We start from the raw sequence: 7,924 nt of genomic DNA, 5'->3' as shown, positions 1-7,924 counted from the left end.
GCCCGGGCGGCCCCCCCCCCCCCCCCCCCCCGGCCGGGGCCCCGGCGGGGGGGGCCCCGGGGCGGCCCCCGCGCCCCCCGCCGCCGGGTCGTACCAGGCGTGCGGGTTCGCATCGCCTCCGGGTTCGGCGCCGAGCGCCGTCACGACCGGCGCATCCGGCGCCGTGCTGGCGGCGAGCTTGGCCGCCCACTCGTCGTAGTGCCCGCCGTTGAGGACCACCAGTTGGGCGCCCTCGAACTTGGCGGCATCCGAGGGTGCGGGCTCGAAATCGTGAGGGTCGACCGACGAGCCGGCCAGCACGGTGTCGACGTTCGCGCAGGCCCCGCCCAGCTGGGAGACGATGCCGCCCCACTGGTCCACGCTGACGACGACGTCGACCGGCTGCACGGGGCATGGATCGCCGCTGGTCTCCTGGGACCGATCGTCATCGCCGGCGCATGCCGCGACGCCGAACGGCGCCACAAGCACCAGACCGGCGGCGATCGTGCGGGCGATCCGGGGTGGCTTCACAGCGATAACGATAACCGTTTCCATTAGAGTGTGCTGACTCGACCGCGCCGCCACCGCGATCGGACGACCCCAGACGCCTAAGCTGGCCGCGTGAACCAGCACGCGTTCGACGTCGAGGAACGCCGCGCGGTCTACCGGGTGATTGCCGAGCGCCGCGACATGCGCCGATTCGTTTCCGGTGCGGTGGTACCCGAGGACGTGCTGGCCCGGCTGCTGCAGGCCGCACACGCCGCGCCGAGCGTGGGGCTGATGCAGCCCTGGCGATTCATCCGGATCACCGACGGTGAGTTGCGGCGACGCATCCGCGATCTCGTCGACGACGAACGCGTGCGCACCGCCGAGGCGCTGGGGCCACGCGGCGAGGAGTTCCTGGCGCTCAAGGTCGAGGGAATCTCCGAATGCGCCGAACTTCTCGTCGTCGCGCTCGGCGACGGTCGCCAGGGGCATGTGTTCGGACGCCGCACACTGCCGCACATGGACCTGGCGTCGGTTTCGTGCGCGATCCAGAACCTCTGGCTCGCAGCGCGTGCCGAGGGCCTGGGCATGGGGTGGGTGTCGATCTTCGAACCCGGAAGGCTCGCGGAATTGCTGCACATGCCTGACGGGGCCGAGCCCGTTGCGATTCTGTGCCTCGGCCCGGTGCCTGACTTCCCGGATCGCCCCCAGCTGGAGATCGACGAATGGACGATCGGTCGGCCACTGACCGAATTCGTCGCCGAAAACCGTTGGCCCGACACCACTTCAGCGGGGCTGCCATCGTGAGAACCATCGATGTGAATGCCGACCTCGGCGAGGGTTTCGGGGTGTGGCGCCTGGGCGACGACGAGGCCATGCTCGACATCGTGACGAGCGCCAACGTCGCGTGCGGCTTCCACGCAGGCGACCCGGCGCTGCTGTTGCGGACGTGCCGGGCGGCCGCCGAACGTGATGTGCGGATCGGCGCGCAGGTGAGCTATCGCGACCTCGCAGGCTTCGGAAGGCGGTTCATCGACGCGACGCCAGAGGATCTCAAGGCCGACGTCATCTACCAGATCGGCGCGCTACAGGCGATGGCCCGCGCGGCCGGGACCGAGGTCAGATACGTCAAACCACATGGGGCGCTGTACTTCGCGATCGTGACCAACACCGATCAGGCCCGCGCCGTCGCCGAAGCCGTGCACGCCGTGGATCCCGGCCTTCCCGTGCTCGGGCTGGCGGGATCGGCGTTCTTCCGCGAGGCCGAAGAGCTCGGATTGCGCATCGTGCCGGAGGCGTTCGCCGACCGCGCGTATCGGCCGGATGGCCGGCTGGTGGACCGCCGTCAGCGCGGCGCCGTCCTGCACGACACCGACGTGATCGCCGACCGGATCGCGTCGATGGTGTTGGCGGGCCGGGTCGACGCGGTCGACGGCTCGACCATCCCGATCACCGTCGATTCGATTTGTGTGCACGGTGATTCGCCGGGCGCCGTGCAGATCGCCACGGTGGTGCGGGACCGCCTGCAGGATGAGGGCGTCGACATCAAGCCTTTTACGTGAGCAACGCGCAGTCCGCGCATTTTGCGCCGTCGGCGACCCGGTAGTACAGGCAGCAGCTGTTGCGGCGAAAAGCCAAGTTGTGCTTGACAATCCCGGTACCGGCCAGGCTGCCGGTCTGCAGCAACTGTCGCGCCAGGCGCGTCGCCTCGTCGCGAAGTTCGGGCCGCACCGAGTACAGCGCTCGGGTCGCGGCCACCAACGCCGACGCGATGTTGCCGTACAGCAGTCCGGTCGCGACCTTGACCCGCAGCCCTTCGGCCAACACCTCGAGGTGGTCCTGCACCACGATGCGGTACAGCGACTCGACCGGATTCGTCGGCAGCGGGCTACCCTCCGGCACAGGCAGTCTCAGCTCGGCGCCGTCGCCGGCCCGCTGCAGTCCCGTGAGGTCGGGTAGAACTCCGTGTGCGAGGGCGCAGGCGAGAACCGGCGACCACAGCCGCGACGCGTGGCTCATCTGGACCAGCGAGGCGGCGACGCGCCGGTCGGTCGTGCGGTAGCGGGCCGCCGTCGTATCGATGAGGTCCCGATAGCCGTCGGCGTAACAAGCGCTGACCGGCCGCCAACCGGGGCCGGCGGATCCGTGTGAGATGGCGAAGAACCCGCCGTAGCGGGCGATGTCGTCGAGTACTCCGTCGATCCTCACCGGACCCACTCCTTCGGTGTCACGTCGATCCGCATTCGATCGATGCCCGCATCGAGATCGACCCGCGCGTCGACGCCGTAGACATCGGCGAGCATGTCCACGGTCAGCACCTCCGCGGGTGTGCCGATCGCTACCACGGTGCCGGCGTCGAGAACGCAGATCCGGTCGCAGTATGCCGCGGCGAGATTGAGGTCGTGTAAGGCCGCTAGGACCGTGGCGCCTGTCGTGCGCAACAGGTGCAGGGCGTCGTGCTGGTGGCGCAGATCGAGGTGGTTGGTCGGTTCGTCCAACACGATCATGTCGGTTCTCTGCGTCAGCGCACGTGCGATCATCACCCGCTGCTTCTGACCGCCTGACAGCCGGTCGAACGGCTCGCCCGCCAGTTCGGCTACGTCCACGGCTTCGAGCGCTTCGGCGATGATGCGGCGGTCGTCGGCGTTGTCTGCGTCGAACGCACGCTTGTACGGTGTCCTTCCCATGGCCACGACGTCGTAGACGGTGAGCGCGAAATCCCCTGGTGTGTACTGCAATACCGCGGCGACCCTTTGTGCTGCGCTTTTGGCGGACATCCGCCAGATGTCCTCGTCGCCCACCAGCACACGCCCGGACGACGGCCGCGCAGCGCGATAGAGCGTGCGCAGCAGCGTGGTCTTGCCTGCGCCGTTGGGCCCGACGACGGCCACCATCTCGCCCCGCTCGACTTGCATGGAGACGTTGCGGATCAACGCCTTTCGCCCCGTTGACACCGTCACGTCGTCGACGTGGATCCCTCCGGTCATGCCGATACCTTGCGCCGCATGAGCCACAGGAAGTAGGGCCCGCCGACGAGCGCGGTGAGCACGCCGACGGGCAGCTCCTCCGGAGCCGCCACGGTGCGCGCGGCGATGTCGCACGCAATGAGGAACGATGCCCCGAGCAGCACGGTCGCCGGCAGTGCGCGACGGTGATCCGCCCCGACGAGCATTCGCACGATGTGCGGCATGACCAGACCCACGAAGCCGATCGCACCGCTGACCGCGACCATGGCACCGACCATCAACGCGACCACGACGAACATGGCCGCGCGGAAGCGATGAACGTCCAAACCCAAAGCCGCAGCCGCCTCTTCACCTGTGTACAGCAGGTTCAACGGACGGGTCACGGCGAGCAGTGCGGCGGTGCCGACCGCCACGATGGCGGCCGGCATCCACACCATCGACCAGGTCGCCCCACCGAGGCCGCCGAGCATCCAGCGCACCGCGGCCTGCGCTTTGTGCGGGTCGTCGGAGGTGACGATCAACAGACTCGCGACGGCCGACAGCACCTCCGCGACTGCGACCCCGGCGAGGATCAGTCGTAGCGTGGTCATCCGGCCGCCGGTGCGGGCGAGGAAATAGACGGCCGCCAAGGCGATCAGCGCTCCGATGAACGCCGCCGATGGCAGCACGAACAGGCCGGCGCCGGCGCCGGCCACCAGTATCGCGACCGCACCGACCGATGCGCCCGACGAGACGCCCAACAACATCGGATCCGCCAGCGGGTTGCGCACGACAGCCTGCAGCACCATCCCGCAGGCCGCCAGGCCAGCTCCGATGACCGCCGCCAGCGCAACTCGAGGGAGTCGTGCGTCGAGGACGATCGAGGCACGCACCGGCGGCCACGTCGGATCGACCAGCATCGGATTGATCCGGTGCAGCAGGATCTGCCACACCTGACCCGGCGGGAGGTTGACCGATCCGATGGTGGCCCCTGCGGTCACGCACACGATAAGCAGTCCCACAAGCATCGTCAGCACGAGGCCGTACGGAAGGCGTTGGCGCCGAGGCGGTGTGGTTTTCACCGGCTTGTCCAGGACGACCGCCGTCATCCGAACGCCAATGGATGTAGTTGCTCGGCAAGCGATCTCACCGCACGTCCGATGCGCACCCCCGCCGTGATCGCGGACAGCGGCAACACCGCGAAGCGCTGATCGCGGATCGCGGGCACCTGCTGCAGCACCGGATTGTTGAGCAGGAATCGCTTTTTCTGCTCGACCGACTGGTCACCGTAGTCGTAGATCAGGATGACCTCCGGAGCCCGCTCGGCGAACTGTTCGAACGAGACGTCCGCCCAGACCTTCTGCACGTCGGCGAACAGGTTGCGCCCACCGGCCGATTCGATGATCCGGTTGCCGATGCCCTGCCCGCCCGAGGTGAACACCGTGGCCTCGCCGCTGTCGTAGACGGCCACGTCGACTGTCACCGCGTCGCGAACGCAGTAACGACTCTCCTCCAGGGTTTCCTGCTGGCGTTCGACTTCCCGTTCGGCGCTGTCGCTCACGCCGAATATCCGACCCACGGTGCGTATCTCGTCGTCGACCGCAGCCAGCGTCATCGGTGCGTCGGAGCAGTTCTCGGAGTTGAGGTGCGTGTCGATGCCGACATCGCTCAAGCGCTCCCGCCCGCGCCCCTCCTTCTCGTCGAATGCGCTGGCCCATCCGCCGTATACGAAGTCGGGTTCGACCGCGAGCAGATTCTCGTACGACGGGTATTCCTCGGCGATCACCGGTATCGAGTCGTAGGCGTCCCGGTACTCGGGCAGGATCGAATCGTCGAGGAATGCGGTGCCGACCAAGGACTTCTCCAGTCCCAGCGCGAGCATCGTCTCGATCGAGTGCTGGTTCAGGGCCACGGCCCGGCGCGGCGGTCGGTCGTAGGTCGTCGTGACGCCGCAATTGGTAACGGTGACGGGGAATCCCGCCGCAGCCTCACCGAATGTCGCATCGGTTGGCTGGCTCGGGGCGCCACAGGCGACAAGGAGAAGTGCCGTGATCACCGCCGTGACAAGGTATCGGCGCGCCGCCATGTGTCCCGTGCCTTCCGTCGTGCGCGGACACCACGGGAAGCGCTCTCGGCACGCCGAGGTCAGCCTCACCGGGGAGATCCGCCCCAGTTTCGTGAGGAGGCGACCGCGTGAGTATCTGGCTCTCGGCTCGATCTCGTAGAGACCTCGCCGCTCACAGTGGCGGGACCGCGCCGGATTCACACCGGCTTCCTCGGGTCACGATCGCCTATGCCGAGTGATCCTGCCACACCTCGGCCGGGTGGTGCCCAGTCGGTTGATTCGGTTGTCCTCGGATCACGAGCGCCCGCTCTCGCGGCGTCGTTGCACCCCACACGCCCCAGGCCTCCACGGAAACCACGGCATACCGCAGACAGTCCCGCTGCACCGGGCACGACCGACACACTCTCTTGGCGCGTTCCTCACTAGCCGCTCGGAGCTGGCCCCGTTCGCCGTCCGACGCGAAAAACATCTCCGTCGGCAACCCCCGACATCTGGCGTGCGATTGCCAATTGAAATCCGATGCGGGCTGGCGCCGGCTCGGCTTTTCCGCCATCGCCATCAGCGCTCCTCGCGAAAATCGACATGACGACGAATGACCGGATCGTATTTGCGCAGCACTAAGCGGTCCGGGTCGTTTCGGCGGTTCTTGCGCGTGACGTACGTGTAGCCTGTGCCGGCCGTCGACCGCAGCTTGACGATCGGCCGGATATCGGTGCGCGCCATCAGATCTTCTGTCCCTGCTTGCGTAGGCGTGCGACAACGGCTTCAATGCCGTCGCGGTCGATGACCTTGATGCCCTTGGCGCTCACCCGCAGTTTGATCCGGCGGTCCTCTGACGCGAGGTAGTACGTCTTCATCTGAATGTTCGGGCTCCAGCGACGACGGGTGCGCCGATGTGAGTGCGATACGGAGTTGCCGAAGCCTGGTGCTCGGCCGGTTACCTGACAGTGCGCTGACATGATCCTCCTCGGTCGATACGCTAACGTTAATGAAAATCATTTTCAACTTGAGGAGGTCCTGTGCGCACTCCGGTCGTGCTCATCTGCGGACAAGGCGACACCGCCGGCATCGCCGAGGTACTGGCCCGCGCGACGGGGACGGTGGTGGTCCGGCACAGCTACGACGGTCAGGTCGTCGTGCGCAGCGTCGCGACGTCGTCGGGGACATCGGAATGGCCTATCGAGCTGGTTCGTGGATGTGTGACCTGCACGGTGCGCGAGGACCTGCTGGTGCTGTTGCGCCGATTGCACCGCCGCGGCGATGTCAATCGCATTGCGGTGCAACTCATGCCGTGGCTCGAACCGGAGCCGGTCTGCTGGGCGATCAACAACGTGCGCGTTCGCGTTGGCCCCGGGTACGTCGACGGTCCAGCGGCGCTCGACGTCCGGATCGACGCGGTGGTGACCGGTGTCGATGCCGCGCTCTGGTTGGAGCAGGCCATCGACGACGAGGACCTCGACGACGGGCGGACCGTGGCGCAGGTGGTGGTCGGACAGGCTGAGTTCGCCGACGCACTCGTACTCGACAAGCCGCACTCGCCAACGCTGAAAGTGTTGCGAAGGTTGGCGCCTCGGGCGCGTCTGACGGTCGGGGCCCACCGTGTCGAGGCAGCATTGGCCAACCTCGACCCCGACAGCAGGCGCGGACGCAGCGACAACCCGCACGACCCACTGCTCGCCGGCCAGCCGTCCCTGGATGCCGACGGCGATGTCGGGGTGTTGCTGTTCTCGGCTCGCCGCCCGTTTCACCCGCAGCGATTGCATGCAGCGCTCGACGTGTTGCTGGACGGTGTGGTGCGCGCGAGGGGACGGCTGTGGTTGGCCAACCGGTTCGACGACGTGATGTGGCTGGAATCAGCGGGCGGCGGAATGCGGTTCGAGTACGCGGGCCGCTGGCTGGCGGCGATGAGCACCGGCGAACAGGCCTACGCCGACCCGCAACGCGCGGCGCTGGCCGCTGCCGACTGGGATAACCGGCTCGGTGACCGCCACGTGTCGATCACCGTGCTGGTGTGCGGAGCCGAGCCCGAGACGATCGTCGACGGGTTGCGGTCAGCCCTGCTGACCGACGCCGAATGGGCACATCCGAGTGAATGGTCCAGTTACGCAGACCCTTTCGGAGACTGGCACGAAGACCCATGTGACGGCATGGGCGATCACATCGACGAAGTCAGCACCCGACGCGAAGGAGAGGACCGCTGAAAGACGGCATTCACCCCAACTACTACCCGGTCGTGTTTCAGGACACCACCACCGGCGACGCATTCCTGACCCGATCGACCATCGCAAGCGAGCGCACGATCGAGTGGGAGGACGGCCGGGTCTATCCGCTGGTCGTCGTCGACATCAGTGCGGCATCACACCCGTTCTGGACCGGATCGCTTCGCCATATTGACACCGCCGGGCAAGTCGAGAAGTTCCGCCGCCGGTACGGGAGAAGCCCAGCTTAG

General features: G+C 67.4%; 11 protein-coding genes, 1 pseudogene and 1 riboswitch. Of the genes and pseudogenes, 4 read left to right on the top strand and 8 right to left on the bottom strand.

Translation table 11 applies throughout. From position 1 onward, the window contains the following. Positions 1-534, bottom strand: a 534-nt coding sequence (locus tag A5752_RS11265; RefSeq protein ID WP_156613773.1) for a metal ABC transporter solute-binding protein, Zn/Mn family, incomplete at its 3' end; no start/stop codon positions are given. Positions 535-600: 66 nt separating this feature from the next. Here A5752_RS11265 and bluB point away from each other — a divergent pair. Both bluB and A5752_RS11255 read left to right on the top strand, forming a co-directional pair. Further along, positions 601-1,272 carry a 5,6-dimethylbenzimidazole synthase gene (gene bluB, locus A5752_RS11260; protein ID WP_067085169.1) on the top strand — a complete coding sequence of 224 codons (672 nt, stop codon included), beginning with the start codon at positions 601-603 and terminating at the stop codon, positions 1,270-1,272. Continuing rightward, positions 1,269-2,027, top strand: coding sequence for a LamB/YcsF family protein (locus A5752_RS11255; protein ID WP_067085167.1), 759 nt, complete (start codon positions 1,269-1,271; stop codon positions 2,025-2,027). Before bluB ends, A5752_RS11255 begins: the two co-directional genes overlap by 4 nt. Here A5752_RS11255 and A5752_RS11250 read toward each other — a convergent pair. The 7 genes and pseudogenes from A5752_RS11250 to rpmB form a co-directional block, all read right to left on the bottom strand. Further along, on the bottom strand, positions 2,020-2,673 hold the full coding sequence (locus A5752_RS11250) for a (2Fe-2S)-binding protein (RefSeq protein ID WP_067085174.1): 654 nt from the start codon (positions 2,671-2,673) through the stop codon (positions 2,020-2,022). The genes A5752_RS11255 and A5752_RS11250 overlap by 8 nt on opposite strands. Continuing rightward, positions 2,670-3,452 (bottom strand): ABC transporter ATP-binding protein, encoded by a 783-nt coding sequence (locus tag A5752_RS11245; protein WP_067085165.1) that lies wholly within the window; start codon positions 3,450-3,452, stop codon positions 2,670-2,672. The genes A5752_RS11250 and A5752_RS11245 overlap by 4 nt, the downstream gene beginning before the upstream one ends. Further along, complete coding sequence (locus A5752_RS11240; protein WP_067085164.1) at positions 3,449-4,519, bottom strand: FecCD family ABC transporter permease; 1,071 nt, start codon at positions 4,517-4,519, stop codon at positions 3,449-3,451. The genes A5752_RS11245 and A5752_RS11240 overlap by 4 nt, the downstream gene beginning before the upstream one ends. Continuing rightward, positions 4,516-5,496 (bottom strand): ABC transporter substrate-binding protein, encoded by a 981-nt coding sequence (locus A5752_RS11235; RefSeq protein ID WP_067085161.1) that lies wholly within the window; start codon positions 5,494-5,496, stop codon positions 4,516-4,518. Before A5752_RS11235 ends, A5752_RS11240 begins: the two co-directional genes overlap by 4 nt. Before the next feature lie 89 nt (positions 5,497-5,585). After that, positions 5,586-5,712, bottom strand: a riboswitch (cobalamin riboswitch). Then, a pseudogene (locus tag A5752_RS27095) lies at positions 5,702-5,983 on the bottom strand (WhiB family transcriptional regulator); the annotation flags it as partial. (Overlaps the previous riboswitch by 11 nt.) 50 nt (positions 5,984-6,033) lie before the next feature. Then, positions 6,034-6,198, bottom strand: coding sequence for a 50S ribosomal protein L33 (gene rpmG, locus A5752_RS11230; RefSeq protein WP_067085159.1), 165 nt, complete (start codon positions 6,196-6,198; stop codon positions 6,034-6,036). Beyond that, positions 6,198-6,434, bottom strand: coding sequence for a 50S ribosomal protein L28 (rpmB, locus tag A5752_RS11225; protein ID WP_067085157.1), 237 nt, complete (start codon positions 6,432-6,434; stop codon positions 6,198-6,200). Before rpmB ends, rpmG begins: the two co-directional genes overlap by 1 nt. A gap of 60 nt (positions 6,435-6,494) precedes the next feature. Between rpmB and mrf the strand changes: the two genes are divergently transcribed. Both mrf and A5752_RS11215 read left to right on the top strand, forming a co-directional pair. Beyond that, entirely contained in the window at positions 6,495-7,676 is a 1,182-nt protein-coding gene (gene mrf / locus A5752_RS11220) for a ribosome hibernation factor-recruiting GTPase MRF (protein WP_067085156.1), read from the top strand. Continuing rightward, positions 7,673-7,924 carry a type B 50S ribosomal protein L31 gene (locus tag A5752_RS11215; protein WP_067085154.1) on the top strand — a complete coding sequence of 84 codons (252 nt, stop codon included), beginning with the start codon at positions 7,673-7,675 and terminating at the stop codon, positions 7,922-7,924. Before mrf ends, A5752_RS11215 begins: the two co-directional genes overlap by 4 nt.

Origin of the sequence: Mycobacterium sp. 852002-51961_SCH5331710, from assembly GCF_001665535.1 — a bacterium.
Lineage (GTDB): Bacteria > Actinomycetota > Actinomycetes > Mycobacteriales > Mycobacteriaceae > Mycobacterium.
The sequence above is the reverse complement of the archived record's forward strand: the minus strand, read 5'-3'. Positions and strand labels throughout refer to the sequence as shown.

What these genes read in the sequence shown, in the direction of transcription:
- A5752_RS11245 (WP_067085165.1), bottom strand. Translation starts at nt 3,452, where the DNA reads ATGACCGGAGGGATCCACGTCGACGACGTGACGGTGTCAACGGGGCGA.
- A5752_RS11240 (WP_067085164.1), bottom strand. Translation starts at nt 4,519, where the DNA reads ATGACGGCGGTCGTCCTGGACAAGCCGGTGAAAACCACACCGCCTCGG.
- A5752_RS11235 (WP_067085161.1), bottom strand. Translation starts at nt 5,496, where the DNA reads ATGGCGGCGCGCCGATACCTTGTCACGGCGGTGATCACGGCACTTCTC.
- rpmG (WP_067085159.1), bottom strand. Translation starts at nt 6,198, where the DNA reads ATGGCGCGCACCGATATCCGGCCGATCGTCAAGCTGCGGTCGACGGCC.
- rpmB (WP_067085157.1), bottom strand. Translation starts at nt 6,434, where the DNA reads ATGTCAGCGCACTGTCAGGTAACCGGCCGAGCACCAGGCTTCGGCAAC.